The following is a 17,108-nucleotide window of genomic DNA, read 5'->3' as shown; positions in this document are numbered from 1 at the left end:
ATTCGCGCCCTATGCACGCAAACGCCTTTCAGCACGACACCAGTGCCGCCCGGATGGCCTCCGGCATGACGTCGCGTGCCCGCCGACCGGAATCCCACATTTTCGCTGGGTAACCGGAGCGTTTTGCTGCCTGTTTCGAAAACCCAGCCCGCGGCTGGGTTTTTTCGTTTCGGGCCCGGGAAAAGTTTCACTCGCAAGAACCGCGCATTCCGCGCAACCCGTCGCTCGCGGCGGACCACGCAGCAGAAGTACGCAGCAAAGGATCGATCGATGTCACTGAAGCACTTCTTGAACACCCAGGACTGGAGCCGCGCCGAACTGGATGCGCTGTTGACCCAGGCCGCGTTGTTCAAACGCAACAAGCTGGGAAGCGAGCTGAAGGGCAAGTCGATCGCGCTGGTGTTCTTCAACCCGTCCATGCGGACCCGCACCAGCTTCGAGCTGGGCGCGTTCCAGCTGGGTGGGCATGCGGTGGTGCTGCAGCCGGGCAAGGATGCGTGGCCGATCGAATTCAACCTGGGCACGGTGATGGACGGCGAAACCGAGGAGCACATCGCCGAGGTGGCGCGCGTGCTGGGCCGGTATGTCGACCTGATCGGCGTGCGTGCGTTCCCGAAGTTCGTCGACTGGTCCAAGGACCGCGAAGACCAGGTGCTCAAGAGCTTTGCCAAGTATTCGCCGGTGCCGGTGATCAACATGGAGACCATCACCCACCCGTGCCAGGAGCTGGCGCACGCGCTGGCGCTGCAGGAGCATTTCGGCACCCAGGACCTGCGCGGCAAGAAGTACGTGTTGACCTGGACCTACCACCCCAAGCCGTTGAACACCGCGGTAGCCAATTCGGCACTGACCATCGCCACGCGCATGGGCATGGACGTGACCCTGCTGTGCCCGACCCCGGACTACATCCTGGACGAGCGTTACATGGACTGGGCGGCGCAGAACGTGGCAGAGAGCGGTGGCTCGCTGCAGGTCAGCCACGACATCGACAGTGCCTATGCCGGCGCCGATGTGGTGTACGCCAAGAGCTGGGGCGCGTTGCCGTTCTTCGGCAACTGGGAGCCGGAAAAGCCGATCCGTGACCAGTACCAGCACTTCATCGTCGACGAACGCAAGATGGCGCTGACCAACAACGGCGTGTTCTCGCATTGCCTGCCGCTGCGTCGCAACGTCAAGGCCACCGATGCGGTGATGGATTCGCCCAACTGCATCGCCATCGACGAGGCGGAAAACCGCCTGCATGTGCAGAAGGCGATCATGGCAGCGCTGGTGGGTCAGAACCGCCCGTGAGCCACCACACGCATCGTTATGCCGCCCGTGTCACCTGGACCGGTGACCGCGGGCAGGGCACGCACAGCTATCGCAGTTACGGCCGCGAGCACGAGATTGCCATCGCCGGCAAGCCGCCGATCGTCGGGTCCTCGGATCCGCTGTTTCGCGGCGACGCGGGGCTGCACAATCCCGAGGACCTGCTGGTGTCGTCGCTGTCGGCCTGCCACATGCTGTGGTACCTGCACCTGGCTGCCGAGTCCGGCATCGTAGTGCGCGGCTATGTGGACGATGCGATCGGCAGCATGTTCACCGACGCCGACAGCGGCCGTTTCAGCGAGGTGGTGCTCAAGCCCACGGTGACCATTTCCGCGGGCGACCCCGCGACTGCCGACGCCCTGCATCATCTCGCGCATCAAGCTTGTTTCATCGCCAATTCGGTCAACTTCCCGGTGCGCTGCGAACCGCGCATCGTGGTGACGGACTAACTTTTCTCCCTTGCCCCCAGGAACTTCGTCATGAGCAGCAAAGATATCGTCCTCGCTTTCTCCGGTGGCCTCGACACCAGCTTCTGCATTCCGTACCTGCAGGAGCGCGGCTATGCCGTGCACACCGTGTTCGCCGATACCGGCGGTGTGGATGCCGAAGAACGCGATTTCATCGAGAAGCGCGCCGCCGAGCTGGGCGCAGCCAGCCATGTCACCGTCGATGGCGGCCCGGCGATCTGGGAAGGCTTCGTCAAGCCGTTCGTGTGGGCCGGCGAGGGCTACCAGGGCCAGTACCCGTTGCTGGTGTCCGACCGTTACCTGATCGTCGATGCCGCGCTCAAGCGCGCCGAAGAGCTGGGCACGCGGATCATCGCGCACGGCTGCACCGGCATGGGCAACGATCAGGTGCGTTTCGACCTGGCGGTAAAGGCGTTGGGCGACTACCAGATTGTGGCGCCGATTCGCGAGATCCAGAAAGAACACACCCAGACCCGCGCTTACGAACAGAAGTACCTGGAAGAGCGCGGCTTCGGCGTGCGTGCCAAGCAGAAGGCCTACACCATCAACGAGAACCTGCTGGGCGTGACCATGTCTGGCGGCGAGATCGATCGCTGGGAAGCACCGGGCGAAGGCGCACGCGGCTGGTGTGCACCGCGCAGCGCGTGGCCGACCGAAGCGTTGACGGTGACGCTGAAGTTTGTCGAAGGCGAGGCCGTGGCGCTGGACGGCAAGGCCCTGCCAGGTGCGCAGATCCTGGCCAAGCTCAATACCTTGTTCGCGCAGTACGGCGTGGGCCGTGGTGTGTACACCGGCGACACCGTGATCGGCCTGAAGGGCCGCATCGTGTTCGAAGCGCCGGGCCTGATCTCGCTGCTCACCGCGCACCGTGCACTGGAAGATGCGGTGCTGACCAAGCAGCAGAACCGCTTCAAGCCGGACGTGGCGCGCAAGTGGGTGGAGCTGGTGTACGAGGGCTTCTATCACGACCCGCTCAAGACCGATATCGAGGCGTTCCTGAAGTCGTCGCAGTCCAAGGTCAATGGCGAAGTGACGCTGGAAACCCGCGGTGGCCGCGTCGATGCGGTGGCGGTGCGTTCGCCGCACCTGCTCAACGCCAAGGGCGCGACCTACGCGCAGTCGGCTGACTGGGGCGTGGAAGAGGCCGAGGGGTTCATCAAGCTGTTCGGTATGAGCTCCACGCTGTACGCGCAGGTGAATCGCTGAGGTTTCTCGGCACTTAGGCAAAGCCCCTCTCCCCTCGGGAGAGGGGTTGGGGGTGAGGGTACGGGCAAAGCTCTCGCGATGTTCAGTGCACTAGGCTTCGCCCGTACCCTCATCCGCCCCTTTGGGGCAACTTCTCCCGGAGGAAGAAGGAAGCGCTTCGATGAGATTTACCAGTCGTTTGCGCGCCTCCGTGCTTTGCACACTTTCATCCAGCCGCCGCTTCAGACCATTGATCAAACCGACATGACCGATCTACTCGCCGCCACCCTCGAACACCTGGAAACGCTGGTGTCCTTCGACACCCGCAATCCGCCGCGTGCGATCGCTGCCGAAGGTGGCATCTTCGATTATCTGCGTGCGCAGTTGCCCGGTTTCCAGGTCGAAGTGATCGATCATGGCGATGGGGCGGTGAGCCTGTACGCGGTGCGTGGCACGCCGAAGTACCTGTTCAATGTGCATCTGGACACAGTGCCGGATTCGCCGCATTGGAGCGCCGATCCGCACGTGATGCGGCGCACCGAGGACCGGGTGATCGGCCTGGGGGTTTGCGACATCAAGGGCGCGGCGGCGGCGTTGTTGGCGGCCGCCAACGCCGGCGATGGCGATGCGGCGTTTCTGTTTTCGTCCGACGAAGAAGCCAATGACCCGCGCTGCATCGCGGCGTTTCTGGCGCGTGGCTTGGCGTATGACGCCGTGCTGGTGGCCGAGCCGACCATGGGCGAGGCGGTGCTGGCGCATCGCGGCATCAGCTCGGTGCTGATGCGCTTTGCTGGCCGCGCCGGGCACGCGTCCGGCAAGCAGGATCCGGCTGCCAGCGCGCTGCATCAGGCGACGCGCTGGGGCGGCAAGGCGCTGGATCATGTCGAGTCGCTGGCGCACGCGCGTTTCGGCGGGCTGACCGGTTTGCGTTTCAACATCGGCCGCGTCGACGGCGGCATCAAGGCCAACATGATCGCGCCGGCGGCCGAGCTGCGCTTTGGCTTCCGGCCGCTGCCGTCCATGGATGTGGATGGCCTGCTGGCGACTTTTGCCGGGTTTGCCGATCCGGCTGCGGCGCATTTCGAAGAAACCTTTCGCGGCCCCAGCCTGCCATCGGGCGACATCGCACGTGCCGAAGAGCGTCGCCTGGCGGCGCGCGATGTGGCCGACGCGCTGGACCTGCCAATCGGCAATGCTGTGGACTTCTGGACCGAGGCCTCGCTGTTTTCGGCCGGCGGCTACACCGCACTGGTTTATGGCCCGGGCGATATTGCCCAGGCGCACACCGCCGACGAGTTCGTGACGCTGGCGCAGTTGCAGCGCTACGCCGAGTCGGTCAACCGCATCATCAACGGCTCGCCCTGAGCCTGCATTCCGCGCCTGGCGCGGCCATTCCTCCCAACGATCACCGCAATGTCCCTTCCAGCACAGCCCCACAAACAGACCCGCCAGACCATCGTGCGCCTGCTTTCGAGCATGGCCAGCGCGAAGGAGATCAGCCAGTACCTGAAGCGTTTCTCGCAGCTGGACGCCAAGCGCTTTGCGGTGGTCAAGGTGGGCGGCGCGGTGTTGCGCGACGACCTGGAGGCGCTGACCTCGTCGTTGTCGTTCCTGCAGGAAGTAGGGCTCACCCCGATCGTGCTGCACGGCGCGGGCCCGCAGCTGGATGCCGAACTATCGGCCGCTGGCATCGAAAAGCAGACCGTCAACGGCCTGCGCGTGACCTCGCCGGAAGCCCTGGCAATTGTGCGCAAGGTGTTTCAGGCCTCCAACCTCAAGCTGGTGGAAGCGCTGCAGCAGAACGGCGCGCGTGCGACTTCGATCACCGGCGGCGTCTTTGAAGCCGAATATCTGGATCGCGATACCTACGGCCTGGTCGGCGAGGTCAAGGCAGTGAATCTTGCGCCGATCGAGGCCAGCCTGCAGGCCGGTTCGATCCCGGTGATCACCAGCCTGGGCGAAACCCCGAGCGGGCAGATCCTCAACGTCAACGCCGATTTTGCCGCCAACGAACTGGTGCAGGAACTGCAGCCGTACAAGATCATCTTCCTCACCGGCACCGGCGGTCTGCTGGATGCCGATGGCAAGCTGATCGACTCGATCAACCTGTCCACCGAATACGACCATCTGATGCAGCAGCCGTGGATCAACGGCGGCATGCGGGTGAAGATCGAGCAGATCAAGGATCTGCTCGATCGGCTGCCGCTGGAGTCGTCGGTATCGATCACCCGGCCGGCGGATCTGGCCAAAGAACTGTTCACCCACAAGGGTTCCGGCACGCTGGTGCGGCGTGGCGAGCGCGTACTGCGCGCGACCTCGTGGGACGCGCTGGACCTGCCGCGGCTGACGTCCCTGATCGAATCCAGCTTCGGCCGCACGTTGGTGCCGGACTATTTCAGCAACACCAAGCTGCTGCGTGCCTACGTCAGCGAGAACTACCGCGCGGCGGTGATCCTTACCGATGAAGGCATGCTGGGCGAGGGCACCTTGACCTATCTGGACAAGTTCGCCGTGCTCGACGACGCGCAGGGCGAAGGCCTGGGCCGTGCGGTCTGGAACGTGATGCGCGAAGAAACCCCGCAGCTGTTCTGGCGCTCGCGTCACAATAACCAGGTCAACATTTTCTACTACGCCGAATCCGACGGCTGCATCAAGCAGGAAAAGTGGAAGGTGTTCTGGTACGGGCTGGAAAACTTCGAGCAGATCCAGCACTGCGTGGCGCATTGCGCGACGCGTCAACCCACCTTGCTGGGGTGAGTGCAATGACGGCCGCCGCATCGCAAACGCTTTGGCGCGAGGTGCCCACCTTGCGCGGCCAGCACGTCACGCTGGAGCCACTGCGCGCTGCCCACGCCGATGGCTTGCGTGCGGCAGTGGCCGATGGTGCGTTGTCGCGCCTGTGGTACACCAGCGTGCCCGGTGCTGCGCAAGTCGATGACTACATCGCCGCCGCGTTGGCCGCGCAGGCGGACGGCACTGCGCTGCCCTTTGTGGTGCGCGATGCGGCGGGCGAGATCGCCGGCAGCACGCGCTACTACGCACTGGATGCATCGGTGCCGAAGCTGTCGATCGGCTACACCTGGTACGCGCCGCGCGTGCAGCGCACCGGCCTCAATACCGAGGCAAAGCGTCTGCTGCTTGGGCATGCCTTTGAAACGCTCGGCTGCCTGAGCGTGGTGTTCGAGACCAGCTGGTTCAATCACACCTCGCGCGCGGCCATCGCGCGGCTGGGTGCAAAGCAGGACGGGGTGCTGCGCAATCACACGCGCCACGCCGACGGCACGCCACGCGACACCGTGGTGTTCTCCATCATCAATGCGGAATGGGCCGGGGTGAAACGCCACCTGCAGTTCCGCCTGGACGCACACGCATGACTGTTCAACCAACCACCATCGGCATTGTGGGCGCACGCGGCCATACCGGCGCGGAGCTGATCAAGCTGATTGCCGCGCACCCGCAGTTGCAGCTGGTGTTCGTGTCCTCGCGCGAGCTTGCCGGCCAGCGCGTGGCCGAGCACAGCGACGGCTATCAGGGCGAGCTGCGCTATGAAAGCCTGGACGCCGACGCGGTGGCGGCCAAGGCCGCGGACGTGGTGATCCTGGCATTGCCCAACGGCAAGGCCGAGCCCTTCGTGGCGGCCATCGATGCCAGCCGGCCGCAGACGCTGCTGATCGACCTGTCGGCCGACTACCGCTTCGATCCGGCCTGGTATTACGGCTTGCCGGAGCTCACCCGCCACACCTACGCCGGGCAGCGCCGCATCAGCAATCCCGGCTGCTATGCCACGGCCATGCAGCTGGCGATCACGCCGCTGCGCGAGCAACTGGCAGGGCCGCCGCAGTGCTTTGGCGTTTCCGGCTATTCCGGTGCGGGCACCACGCCTTCAGACAAGAACAATCCCGCGTTGCTGGCCGACAACCTGATGCCATACGCGCTGACCAACCACATGCACGAGCGCGAAGTCTCCGCGCAGCTCGGCGTGCCGGTGGAATTCATGCCGCATGTGGCGCCGCATTTCCGCGGCATTACCATGACCGTGAACCTGTGGCTGCAGCAGCCGTTGACGCGCGAGCAGATCCACGCGCGCTACCTGGAGCGGTATGCGCATGAGCCCTTGATCGAGATCGTGGACGAGGCGCCGTGGGTAAGCCGCATCGCCGGCACCCATGGCGTGCAGATCGGTGGGTTCACCATGGCACCGGGCAACAAGCGCGTGGTGGTGGTGGCAACGCTGGACAACCTGCTCAAGGGTGCGGCCACGCAGGCCATGCAGAACCTCAACCTGGCGCTGGGCTGGGACGAATTGACCGCAATTGGCTGATGCGCGTCCCTCGCACAAGCCCGCACATCCATCTGCGGGGATTCAATTGGACGACTTATTTCGAGACGCTTTCCGATGACCAATCTGTTGTGGCAAAAACCCGGCGTGGCGGTGGACGCCAAGATCCAGACCTTCCTGGCCGGCGATGACGTCATCCTGGACCGCGAGTTCTTCCTGTACGACATCGCGGCCAGCAAGGCGCATGCGCAGGGGCTGCAGCACATCGGCATCCTGTCGCTGGAGGAACTGGGCGGGCTGAGCGAGCAGCTGGATCTGCTGGCCGGCGACTTCCGTAGCGGCGCGTTCGTGCTCGATGCGCAGTACGAGGATTGCCATTCGGCCATCGAAGCGCGGCTGACCGAACGCCTGGGCGATGCCGGCCGCAAGATCCACACCGGCCGCAGCCGCAACGACCAGATCCTGGTGGCCACGCGGCTATGGTTGAAGGACAAGCTGCAGCGCGTGGCCGCGCTCAGCACCGAGGTGGCAAAAGTGGCGCTGGACCGCGCACAGGCAGAAGCCGAGCTACCGGTGCCCGGCTACACGCATATCCAGCGTGCTGTGGTGTCCTCGGCCGGCATGTGGTGGGCAGGGTGGGCCGAGGCCTTCATCGACAACGCCGTGCGCGCCAACGACACCTTCAAGCTGGTAGACACCAACCCGCTGGGCACCGCGGCCGGTTACGGCGTCAATCTGCCGCTGGACCGTGCGCACACCACCGCCGAACTTGGCTTCGCGCGCCTGCAGGTCTCGCCCATCTACGCACAGCTCTCGCGCGGCAAGTTCGAGCTGGCTGCACTGGAAGCGCTGGGTGGCGCAACGCTGGACCTGCGCCGGATTGCCTGGGATCTGTCGTTGTTCACCAGCGGCGAGTTCGCCTTTGTCGCGCTGCCGGCGCAGTACACCACCGGCAGTTCGATCATGCCGAACAAGCGCAACCCCGATGTCATCGAACTGATGCGCGCCACCCACGCCAGCGTGGCAGCGGCGCGCACCGAGATCGAACAGCTGCTGTCGCTGCCGTCCGGCTACCACCGCGATCTGCAGAGCAGCAAGGGCGCGATCGTGCACGGCTTTGCGCGCGGCCTGGCCGCGCTGGAGCTGTTGCCGGCCTTGCTGGCCAACCTGGAATGGCGGCCAGACAAGCTACGCGCGGCGATCGATTCGGGCATGTACGCCACCGATGTCGCGGTGGAAGCCGCCGTGGCCGGGGTGCCGTTCCGCGATGCCTACAAGGCCGCCGCCGCCGCGTCTGACAGCGCAGGGCAGGGACGCACACCGGAAGCCAGCCTGGCCGCACGCGTGTCGCCCGGTGCGGCGGCCGATCTGCAGCTGGATGTGCTGCGCGCCCGCTGGCAGGCGCTGCAGTGATCCCCACCCTCAGTGCCGACACCGCCGAGCACTATCCCTGGGGCGAGGCCTGCGATGGCTGGCACCTGCTGCGCGACCCGGGGCTGAGCGTGCTCGAAGAGCACATGCCGCCCGGCGAGATGGAGCAATGCCACCGGCATAGCCGTGCACGGCATTTTTTCTATGTGCTCGCCGGCGAGGTGATGTTGCAGGTGGATGGCGAGCAGCACGTGCTCAAGGTGGGCCAGGGCCTGCATGTGACGCCCGGCTCGACCCATCAGATGCACAACCTGTCCGACGAGCAGGCGCGGTTTCTGGTGATTTCCACGCCGCATGGCAAGGCCGAGCTTACGACCACCGCGAGCACACCCGTGGCCACCGCCGCCGTGGTGGCACCGGGCGCCGCGCCAACGGAGGCCGACTGATGGCCACGCGCTATCTGGTCCTGGCGATGCGCCAGCCCGACTTCCCGGCCGATGTGGTGCAGCCGCATCGCGATTTTCTGGATGCGCTGCGAGCCGCCGGGCAATTGGAGTTGACCGGGGGCTTCAGCGACGGCAGCGGTGGCGCGTACGTATTGATCAATGTCGATGGTCTGGCGCAGGCGCAGCAGATCGTGGCGCAAGATCCCCTGGCCGTGCGCGGTGCCTCCACGCTGACGGTGTACGAATGGAACGCGCAGTGAGGCTGCACATCCGCGGGGCGCATGTGGTTATCGCTTCCGCAATCACTAGGGCACGGTCATGACCCAGCCGGTCGTCGCCACTTCGCTATTCACCGAGCAGGTGCTGCCGCCGTGGCGGCGCGCAGTGCTCAAGGTGGGTAGCAGCCTGCTGGCGGCCGATGGCGGCGGCCTGTCGCCGCGGTTTGCGCTGGGCCTGGCGCAGTTTGTGTCGGCCAATCTGGCGGCGGGGCGCGAAGTAGTGATCGTCTCGTCCGGCGCGGTGGCGGCCGGGCGCGCCATCCTGCCCAAGGCAGCCGAAGCTGGCGCCGCCATCGCTGCGCGCCAGGCACTGGCCGCGCTGGGCCAGGCGCAGTTGATCGCGTTGTGGCAGCGCTTTTTCGAGCGCCCGGTGGCGCAGGTGCTGCTCACCCACGACGACCTGCGCAACCGCCGCCGCTACCTCAATGCGCGCGCCACGCTGGGCGAACTGTTGCGGCTGGGCGCATTGCCGGTGATCAACGAGAACGACACCGTGTCGGTGGACGAACTCAAGCTCGGCGACAACGACAACCTGGCCGCGATCGTGGCCGCGCTGGTCGATGCCGATGCCTTGTTCATCGCCACCGACATCGATGGCCTGTACAGCGCCGACCCGCGCAGCAACCCGCTGGCGCGCCCGCTCGACGAGGTGGCCGAACTCAGCGCCGAGGTGCTGGCGATGGCCGGCGGCAGCGGCAGCAGCGTGGGCACCGGCGGCATGCGCACCAAGCTGGAAGCCGCCGCCAAGGCCGGTGCGGCCGGGATCGAAACCTATCTGTTCAACGGCCGCAGTGCCGAGGTGGTGCGCGGGCTGGCGCAGGACCGGCTGTGCGGCACGCGTATCCACGCCGCGCGCACGCGCATTGCCGCGCGCAAATACTGGCTGCGGCATGCGCCGGTGGAGCCGGGCACGATCCTGATCGATGCCGGCGCCGCACTGGCGCTCACCGACAAGGGCGCCTCGCTGCTACCCGGCGGCGTGGCCGGTGCCGAAGGCGATTTCCGCCGCGGCGACATGGTGGAAATCCACCTACGCGACAGCACTGGCAGCCGCTGCCTGGCACGCGGCGTGAGCCAGTATTCGGCAGTGGATGTGCGCCGCATCGCCCGCCGCCACTCGCGCGAGATCGAACCGATCCTCGGCTACAGCTACGGCGAGAATGTGGTGCATCGTGATGATCTGGTAGTTTTGTAGCAGGGATTGGTGAGTCGGGATTGGGGATTCGCAACAGCATCTGTTGTGCGTCTCCCAAACGTTGTCTCTGTGTCCCAACGACTGCTTCCCTTGTGGTGATAAAACGGTCGCCTGCGTTTTCCCAATCCCCAATCCCGATTCTCGAATCCCGGCCCCCCAATGACCATCAAATCGCTCGCCCTGCAATGCCGCGACGCCGCGCAGGTGCTGTCGCAATTGTCCGCAGACGCCAAGCAGGCCTTGTTGCTGGCCATGGCCGATGCGCTCGACACCGATGCGACGCAGATTCTGCAGGCCAACCAGCGTGACGTGGATGCGGCGCGTGAGAAGGGCACCGGTGCGGCGATGCTCGATCGCCTGACGCTGACGCCGGCGCGCTTGTCGGCAGTGGGCGCGGCGTTGCGCGAGGTGGCCGTGCTGCCGGATCCAGTGGGCCAGGTCACGCGCGACGATGTGCGCCCCAACGGCATCCGCGTGCAGAAGGTGCGCGTGCCGCTGGGGGTGATCGCGATGATCTACGAAGCCCGCCCGAATGTGACCGCTGATGCGGCAGCGCTGTGCATCAAGGCCGGTAACGGCGTGATCCTGCGTGGCGGCTCCGAAGCGATTCACTCCAACACCGCGATTGCGCGCGCCTTGCAGCGTGCCCTGCGCGAGGCCGGCGTGCCCGAAGCGGCGCTGACGCTGGTGGAAGACTTGCGACGCGAGACCATGCTGGAGCTGCTGCAGCTCAGCGACATCGTCGACCTGGCGATTCCGCGCGGTGGCGAGGGCCTGATCCGCTTCGTTGCCGAACACGCGCGCGTGCCGGTGATCAAGCATTACAAGGGCGTCTGCCATCTGTTCGTGGATGCATCGGCCGATGTGGACCTGGCGGTGCGCCTGCTGGTGGATGGCAAGGCCTCGCGGCCGTCGGCATGCAATTCGCTGGAGACACTGCTGGTACATGCAGAGATCGCTGAACGCTTTCTGCCCGCCGCCGCTGCCGCGTTGCGCGCGCGCAACGTCGAGCTGCGTGGCGATGCGGCAACGCGCGCAGTGCTGCCCGAGATCGCCGCGGCCAGCGACGACGACTACGCCGCCGAATTCCTGGACCTGATCCTGGCCATCCGCGTGTTGCCGGATCTGGACACCGCGCTGGCGCATATCCGTCAGTACGGCTCGGATCACACCGAGGTGATCGCCACGCAGACGCCCGCCAACGCCGAAACGTTCGTGCAGTCGCTGCGCTCGGCGGTGGTGATGGTCAACGCGTCTTCGCGGTTTTCCGACGGTGGCGAACTCGGCCTGGGCGCGGAAATCGGCATCTCCACCACACGCCTGCATTCGTACGGCCCGATGGGCCTGGAGGCGCTGACCGTTGAGCGCTTCGTGGTGCGTGGTGAGGGGCAGGTGCGGCACTGACGCCTTGGCCTCGTGCTGGCGCACAGGCCGCCAGTGCAGGCATGGTTGCAGGTTTTCCGGCAGTCTCTTCAACTTGGAGACCAGCTCCTCAACCGGCAGGTCGGCGTACTCGGTCAGCAGCGGGCTACGCGATGCACCGGGCCGTTGCTCGGGCGCAGACGATGGTGACGCCCGTCCTTCCTCGTTGTCGCTGAGACGCTGGCCGTCACCCGCAAGCGAGCGTCGAACCGGAAATCACCCTGCGCAGGCAGTGCATCGAGAGCCTGCGCTGCGTACGCCGCTCCATGCGGGCATCACGCAAACACGCACCTAGCGCAGGCCGCCAACCGCGCAGCCTGCTCGCCCGCCATGCAGCCGCACCACGCAACCACGACCTTTGACACTCCCCCCGGCGCCTCCGCGCTGCCTACAGTCGACGACTTCCCCCAGTTTCCGGAGTCGTCGATGCGTCGTCTTGCCGCCTGCCTGCTCGCTACCGCCGTTGCCGCCGCCACCAGCGCGGCGCTGGCGCAGACCTCGCCGATGACCCCGGACATCACCGGCAAGCCGTTCGTGGCAAGCGACGCTGCCAACGACTACATCAAGCGTGAAGTGATGATCCCGATGCGCGATGGGGTCAAGTTGCATACGGTGCTCGTGCTCCCCAAGGGCGCACGCAATGCACCGATGGTGCTCACGCGTACGCCTTACAACGCCAGTGGCCGCACCGAGCGCATGGCGTCGCCGCACATGAAGGACCTGCTCGCGCAGGGCGACGATGTGTTCGTGGAAGGTGGCTACATCCGCGTGATCCAGGACGTGCGCGGCAAGTACGGCTCGGAAGGCGATTACGTGATGACCCGGCCGTTGCGCGGGCCGCTCAATCCCAGCGAGGTCGACCATGCCACCGATGCGTGGGACACCATCGATTGGCTGGTCAAGAACGTCAAGGAGTCCAACGGCAAGGTCGGCATGATCGGCTCCTCGTACGAAGGCTTTACCGTGGTGATGGCACTCACCAACCCGCATCCGGCGCTCAAGGTCGCGGTGCCGGAAAGCCCCATGGTGGACGGCTGGATGGGCGACGACTGGTTCAACTACGGCGCGTTCCGCCAGGTGAACTTCGACTACTTCACCGGCCAGCTGACCCAGCGCGGCAAGGGCACCGGCATCGCGCGCCAGGGCCATGACGACTACAGCAATTTCCTGCGCGCCGGCTCGGCTGGCGACTTCGCCAAGGCGGCGGGTCTGGAACAACTGCCGTGGTGGCACAAGCTCACCGAGCACGCCGCCTACGACAGCTTCTGGCAGGAGCAGGCACTGGACAAGGTGATGGCGCGCACGCCGCTGAAGGTGCCCACGATGTGGCTGCAGGGCCTGTGGGATCAGGAAGACATGTGGGGCGCCATCCACAGTTATGCGGCGATGGAGCCGCGCGACAAGAGCAACACGCTCAACTACCTGGTGATGGGGCCGTGGCGGCATAGCCAGGTCAATTACGACGGCAGCGCGCTAGGTGCGTTGAACTTCGATGGCGATACCGCGCGGCAGTTCCGCCACGATGTGTTGCGCCCGTTCTTCGACCAGTACCTGGTCGATGGCGCGCCGAAAGCCGCCACGCCTCCGGTGTTCATCTACAACACCGGCGAGAACCATTGGGACCGCCTGCAGGCCTGGCCACGTAGTTGCGACAAGGGCTGCGCTGCCAGGACCAAGCCGCTGTATCTGCAGGCCGGCGGCAAGCTGTCGTTCCAGGCGCCAACGGCGGCGCAACCGGCGTTCGAGGAATACGTGTCCGACCCGGCCAAGCCGGTGCCGTTCGTGCCGCGCCCGGTCGACTTCGGCGACCGCAGCATGTGGACCACCTGGCTGGTGCACGACCAGCGCTTCGTCGATGGTCGCCCGGACGTCCTCACCTTCGTCACCGAGCCACTGACCGCACCGCTGCAGATCGCCGGCGCGCCGGATGTGCATCTGCAGGCCTCCACCAGCGGCGGCGACAGCGACTGGGTGGTCAAGCTGATCGATGTCTACCCGGACGAGATGGCGGCCGACCCGAAGATGGGCGGCTATGAGCTGCCGGTGTCGATGGCGATCTTCCGCGGCCGCTACCGCGAAAGTTTCAGCACGCCCGCGCCGCTGGCAGCCAATCAGCCGCTGGCGTTCCAGTTCGGCCTGCCCACCGCCAATCACACCTTCCAGCCGGGCCACCGGGTAATGGTGCAGGTGCAATCCAGCCTGTTCCCGCTGTACGACCGCAACCCGCAGACCTACGTGCCCAATGTCTTCTTCGCCAAGCCCGGCGATTATCAGAAGGCGACCCAGCGCGTGTACGTGGCGCCGGGGCAGGGCAGCTACATCAGTCTGCCGGTGCGTTGACGCCGCGGGCGCTGCGTGCCGGCGGCGCCCACACGTCTTCCAGCCACTGCGGGCGGCAGGCCACCCAGGCGGCCACCAGCTGGATCACGATGCACGCGACCAGAAACAGGAAGGGCGAGGTCCAGCCGCCGCGGTGGGCGTGCAGCCAGCCGAACAGGAACGGCCCCAGGCAGCTCACCAGGTAGCCCATGCCCTGCGAAAACCCCGACAGTGCCGCCGAGCCGGCGGCAGTGCGGCTGCGCTGGTTGACCAGCACCAGTGCCAGCGGGAACGTGCTGGGCCCCAGGCCGAGCAGGGTGACCCACAGGATCGGCGCCGCCAGCGGTGCCCACCACAGCCCGGCGAATGCCACCAGGTGGCAGGCCGCGCACAGCAGCACGATCGGGAACGGGTTGCGCAGGCGCACCGCCAGGGCGGGCATGGTCAGCGCGCCAACCATGCCCAGCGCCGAGAACAACGCCACCATGGTGCCGCCGAAGGCGGGCGACGCACCGGCCTCGCGGAACAGCGTCGGCAGCCAGGTGAACATCGAATAGGTCACCAGCGAGGTCATGCCGAAGGTCAGCGCCATGCTCCAGCCCAGCGCAGTGCGTGCCACGCGGCCTTCCGCTTCCGGGGTGGGTGTCACCGGCGCCGGCCCGGTCGCGGCCAGACGGCGATGCCGCGCATGCACCAGCGCCCAGGCGATCAACGCCAGCAGCGCCGGCAGCATCCACACCATCATCGAACTGCGCCAGCCCCAGGCATCGGCCACCGGCACCGCCATCAGCGCCGGCAACAGCGTGCCCACCTGCAACACGGTGATGTACAGCGTGCTGACGCCACCCACGCGGTCACCGAAATAGCGCTTCACCAGGGGCGGCAGCACCACGTTGCCCACGCCCATGCCGGCCAGCGCCACCAGCGAGCCCAGCAGCAATCCACCGGTGCCCGGCAACAGCGGGCGCACCAGCAAACCGATCGTGGCCAGGCCCATGGCAATCAGTGCGGTCTGCAGCAGCCCGAACCGGCGCAACAACGCGGGCGTGGCCACGCCGGTGAGCGCGAACGCGGCAGTGGGCAACATGCCCAGCGCGCCCATCGTGGGGGCACCAAAATCGTACTCATGCGCGATGCGCTCCAGCAGTGGCGTCAGCGAGGTCACCGCCGTGCGCAGATTGAACGCAGACAACAGAGCCGCAGCCAGCACCACCCCGCGACCACGTCGCTGTGCGGAAGGTGAGGCAACGGCAGAAAGTGCACCAGACATGACAGACCGTCCGCACCGACCACAGCACTATGGCGGCGCCTGAAAACACAAAACCGGCACGAGGCCGGTTGTGTGTTTTGAAACTTGGTCGGGGAGACAGGATTCGAACCTGCGACCTCTACGTCCCGAACGTAGCGCTCTACCAGACTGAGCTACACCCCGAAGGAGCCGTGTATGTTACATAGGGAATGCCAAATCGGCAAGCACCGCGGATAACTTTTTTATCGGCGCGGTGTGTCTTGCTCGCGCGCCTCGAACCACATGCCGTTGAGCACGGCGGCCAGTGCGGCCAGACCGGTGCCAAGAATCCATGCGAAATACCACATCGGTGTACTCCTTGTTGCGTTGAAGTGTGGGCATGCGAGCGCTGGTGCGCCGTGGAGCAGCGCCCGCAGGTGTGCGCTCAATACGCGTTGGGATTGCCGGCCATCTCTTCGGCGGTGACCTTGCCCTTGAGCACGCGGTAGACCCAGGTGGTGTAGGCGATGATGATCGGCAGGAACACCGCAGTGGCCAGCAACATGATCCACAGCGTCAGCCGGCTGCTGGAGGCATCCCACAGCGTCAGGCTTGAGCCCGGTGCGCTGGAAGAGGGCAGCAGGAACGGAAACAGCGCAAAACCCACGGTCAGGATGATGCCGGCGATGGCACTGCCCGAGGCAATTAACGCCAGGCCGCCACGGCGTGCGCGCAGCAGCGCCGCGTTGAGGGCCAATCCCAGCAGGCCGACCAGCGGCGCAACTGCAGTGGCGGGCATGCTGCGGTAGTTGTGCAGCCAGCCACCGGCGGCGGTGAGGGCGGCGGTCTTGCCGAGCGGGTCAGTGGCCGCGTCGGTCACCGTTGCCGAGGTCACCACATAGCCGGGCAACCCGAACGCCACCCAGGCACCGGCACCTGCAAACAACGCCACGCCGAGCACGGCCGCAATACTGCCGTAGCGCGCCGCGCGGTCGGCCACCGGGCCGTCGGTCTTGAGCACCAGCATCGCCGCGCCATGCGCCACCAGCATCGCCACGCTGAGCAGGCCGGCCAGCAACGCGAAGGGCGTCAACAACCCGAAGAAGCTGCCGGTGTAGAACACGCGCAGGCTGTCGTCGAAATGGAACGGCACACCCAGCACCACGTTGCCCACCGCCACGCCCATGATCAGCGCCGGAATGAAGCCGCCGACAAACAGCGCCCAGTCCCAGTTGCTGCGCCAGCGCTGCCCCGGCAGCTTGCCGCGGTACTTGAAACCCACCGGGCGCAGGATCAGCGCAAACAGGATCACGAACATCGCCAGATAAAAGCCCGAAAAGCTCACCGCATACAGCGGCGGCCAGGCTGCGAAGATTGCCCCGCCACCGAGCACCAGCCACACCTGGTTGCCTTCCCATACCGGGCCGATGGTGTTGACCACCAGCCGGCGCTCGGCATCGGTGCGCGCCACAAATGGCAGCAGCGCACCCACGCCCAGGTCGAACCCGTCCATGACCGCAAACCCGATCAGCAGGATGCCGAGCAGTAGCCACCAGATCACGCGCAGCGTTGTGTAGTCCAATCCAATGAAATCCATGGGTGTCTCCGAC

At 66.0% G+C, this 17,108-nt stretch carries 16 protein-coding genes, 1 tRNA gene and 1 pseudogene; 13 read left to right on the top strand and 5 right to left on the bottom strand.

What is annotated here, in order from left to right; translation table 11 throughout:
• The first annotated feature begins 270 nt into the window (after nt 1-270).
• The 12 genes from QRM60_RS05935 to QRM60_RS05880 all read left to right on the top strand — a co-directional run bounded on the left by QRM60_RS05935 (nt 271) and on the right by QRM60_RS05880 (nt 11,933).
• Nucleotides 271-1,290, top strand: coding sequence for an N-acetylornithine carbamoyltransferase (locus QRM60_RS05935; protein ID WP_225041965.1), 1,020 nt, complete (start codon nt 271-273; stop codon nt 1,288-1,290).
• A complete protein-coding gene (locus QRM60_RS05930; RefSeq protein WP_016944481.1) occupies nt 1,287-1,757 on the top strand; it encodes an OsmC family protein in 471 nt (156 codons plus the stop codon). Before QRM60_RS05935 ends, QRM60_RS05930 begins: the two co-directional genes overlap by 4 nt.
• 30 nt (nt 1,758-1,787) lie before the next feature.
• Entirely contained in the window at nt 1,788-2,981 is a 1,194-nt protein-coding gene (locus tag QRM60_RS05925; protein WP_011037391.1) for an argininosuccinate synthase, read from the top strand.
• Between the two features lie 243 nt (nt 2,982-3,224).
• Nucleotides 3,225-4,325 carry an acetylornithine deacetylase gene (locus QRM60_RS05920; RefSeq protein ID WP_285445787.1) on the top strand — a complete coding sequence of 367 codons (1,101 nt, stop codon included), beginning with the start codon at nt 3,225-3,227 and terminating at the stop codon, nt 4,323-4,325.
• Between the two features lie 48 nt (nt 4,326-4,373).
• Entirely contained in the window at nt 4,374-5,717 is a 1,344-nt protein-coding gene (locus QRM60_RS05915) for an acetylglutamate kinase (protein WP_014507931.1), read from the top strand.
• A gap of 5 nt (nt 5,718-5,722) precedes the next feature.
• Nucleotides 5,723-6,334 (top strand): GNAT family N-acetyltransferase, encoded by a 612-nt coding sequence (locus QRM60_RS05910; protein WP_019237602.1) that lies wholly within the window; start codon nt 5,723-5,725, stop codon nt 6,332-6,334.
• Nucleotides 6,331-7,281 (top strand): N-acetyl-gamma-glutamyl-phosphate reductase, encoded by a 951-nt coding sequence (gene argC, locus QRM60_RS05905; RefSeq protein ID WP_076055046.1) that lies wholly within the window; start codon nt 6,331-6,333, stop codon nt 7,279-7,281. Before QRM60_RS05910 ends, argC begins: the two co-directional genes overlap by 4 nt.
• Before the next feature lie 75 nt (nt 7,282-7,356).
• On the top strand, nt 7,357-8,652 hold the full coding sequence (argH, locus tag QRM60_RS05900) for an argininosuccinate lyase (RefSeq protein WP_285445786.1): 1,296 nt from the start codon (nt 7,357-7,359) through the stop codon (nt 8,650-8,652).
• On the top strand, nt 8,652-9,056 hold the full coding sequence (locus QRM60_RS05895; protein WP_285445916.1) for a cupin domain-containing protein: 405 nt from the start codon (nt 8,652-8,654) through the stop codon (nt 9,054-9,056). Before argH ends, QRM60_RS05895 begins: the two co-directional genes overlap by 1 nt.
• The gene (locus QRM60_RS05890) at nt 9,056-9,316 is read left to right on the top strand and encodes a YciI family protein (RefSeq protein WP_042599275.1); all 261 of its coding nucleotides are present in this window, start codon (nt 9,056-9,058) and stop codon (nt 9,314-9,316) included. The genes QRM60_RS05895 and QRM60_RS05890 overlap by 1 nt, the downstream gene beginning before the upstream one ends.
• Nucleotides 9,317-9,374: 58 nt before the next feature.
• Nucleotides 9,375-10,529 carry a glutamate 5-kinase gene (gene proB, locus QRM60_RS05885; RefSeq protein ID WP_042599274.1) on the top strand — a complete coding sequence of 385 codons (1,155 nt, stop codon included), beginning with the start codon at nt 9,375-9,377 and terminating at the stop codon, nt 10,527-10,529.
• A 159-nt stretch (nt 10,530-10,688) separates the two neighbouring features.
• Entirely contained in the window at nt 10,689-11,933 is a 1,245-nt protein-coding gene (locus QRM60_RS05880) for a glutamate-5-semialdehyde dehydrogenase (protein WP_285445785.1), read from the top strand.
• Between the two features lie 45 nt (nt 11,934-11,978).
• Here QRM60_RS05880 and QRM60_RS05875 read toward each other — a convergent pair.
• A pseudogene (locus tag QRM60_RS05875) lies at nt 11,979-12,047 on the bottom strand (superoxide dismutase [Mn]); the annotation flags it as partial.
• 330 nt (nt 12,048-12,377) lie between these two features.
• Here QRM60_RS05875 and QRM60_RS05870 point away from each other — a divergent pair.
• Nucleotides 12,378-14,291, top strand: coding sequence for a CocE/NonD family hydrolase (locus QRM60_RS05870; RefSeq protein ID WP_285445784.1), 1,914 nt, complete (start codon nt 12,378-12,380; stop codon nt 14,289-14,291).
• On the opposite strand, the gene QRM60_RS05865 is transcribed toward QRM60_RS05870, so the two are convergent.
• The 4 genes from QRM60_RS05865 to cydB form a co-directional block, all read right to left on the bottom strand.
• Nucleotides 14,272-15,540, bottom strand: coding sequence for an MFS transporter (locus tag QRM60_RS05865; protein ID WP_285445783.1), 1,269 nt, complete (start codon nt 15,538-15,540; stop codon nt 14,272-14,274). The genes QRM60_RS05870 and QRM60_RS05865 overlap by 20 nt on opposite strands.
• 85 nt (nt 15,541-15,625) lie before the next feature.
• Nucleotides 15,626-15,702: transfer RNA gene (locus QRM60_RS05860), tRNA-Pro, on the bottom strand.
• 59 nt (nt 15,703-15,761) lie between these two features.
• Nucleotides 15,762-15,866 (bottom strand): cytochrome bd-I oxidase subunit CydX, encoded by a 105-nt coding sequence (gene cydX / locus QRM60_RS05855; protein ID WP_042599270.1) that lies wholly within the window; start codon nt 15,864-15,866, stop codon nt 15,762-15,764.
• Nucleotides 15,867-15,943: 77 nt separating this feature from the next.
• Nucleotides 15,944-17,095 carry a cytochrome d ubiquinol oxidase subunit II gene (cydB, locus tag QRM60_RS05850; RefSeq protein ID WP_285445782.1) on the bottom strand — a complete coding sequence of 384 codons (1,152 nt, stop codon included), beginning with the start codon at nt 17,093-17,095 and terminating at the stop codon, nt 15,944-15,946.
• Nucleotides 17,096-17,108 lie beyond the last annotated feature (13 nt).

The organism is Xanthomonas sp. fls2-241-TYG-148, assembly GCF_030208815.1.
Lineage (GTDB): Bacteria > Pseudomonadota > Gammaproteobacteria > Xanthomonadales > Xanthomonadaceae > Xanthomonas > Xanthomonas campestris.
Note: the sequence above shows the minus strand (reverse complement) of the source record. Positions and strands in the feature narration are given on the sequence as shown.